Raw genomic sequence first — 532 nt, 5'->3', positions numbered from 1 at the left:
AGCCGGTGGCCTAACCCCTCGTGGGAGGGAGCCGTCGAAGGTGGGATCGGCGATTGGGACGAAGTCGTAACAAGGTAGCCGTACCGGAAGGTGCGGCTGGATCACCTCCTTTCTAAGGAGCCTCTTCGCTCGGATGCACTGCTGAACAGTCAGCAGACGATCCAGCGACAGAAACCGTTTAGTCCTCATATGTAGGGCTGCGGTGCTCACGGGTGGAACACTGACAACCAATTCGTTCATCGTGTCGCCGGCAATGCCGGAGATACGAACGAGTTATATCGATGCACTGTTGGGTCCTGAGAGAACACGCGAGTGTTTCTTTCTAGGCAAGACATATACGAGCAAGGAATTGTGTTTACATCGCATCGCTTCGGTGGTGGCTGGTAGCGCGTGTGGTTTCTTGGTTGTGTGTTGTTTGAGAATTGCACAGTGGACGCGAGCATCTTTGTTGTAAGTAATGAAGAGCGTACGGTGGATGCCTTGGCACCAGGAGCCGATGAAGGACGTAGGAGGCTGCGATAAGCCTCGGGGA

General features: G+C 54.5%; 2 rRNA genes. Both read left to right on the top strand.

The features are described from left to right. Positions 1 to 112 (top strand): 16S ribosomal RNA (locus tag MTX35_RS25380); the annotation flags it as partial. 336 nt (positions 113 to 448) lie between these two features. Then, positions 449 to 532: ribosomal RNA gene (locus MTX35_RS25375) — 23S ribosomal RNA — on the top strand; the annotation flags it as partial.

The sequence above is a fragment of the Rhodococcus sp. ARC_M12 genome (genome assembly GCF_022810385.1).
Classification (GTDB): Bacteria; Actinomycetota; Actinomycetes; order Mycobacteriales; family Mycobacteriaceae; genus Rhodococcoides; species Rhodococcoides navarretei.
Note: the sequence above shows the minus strand (reverse complement) of the source record. Positions and strands in the feature narration are given on the sequence as shown.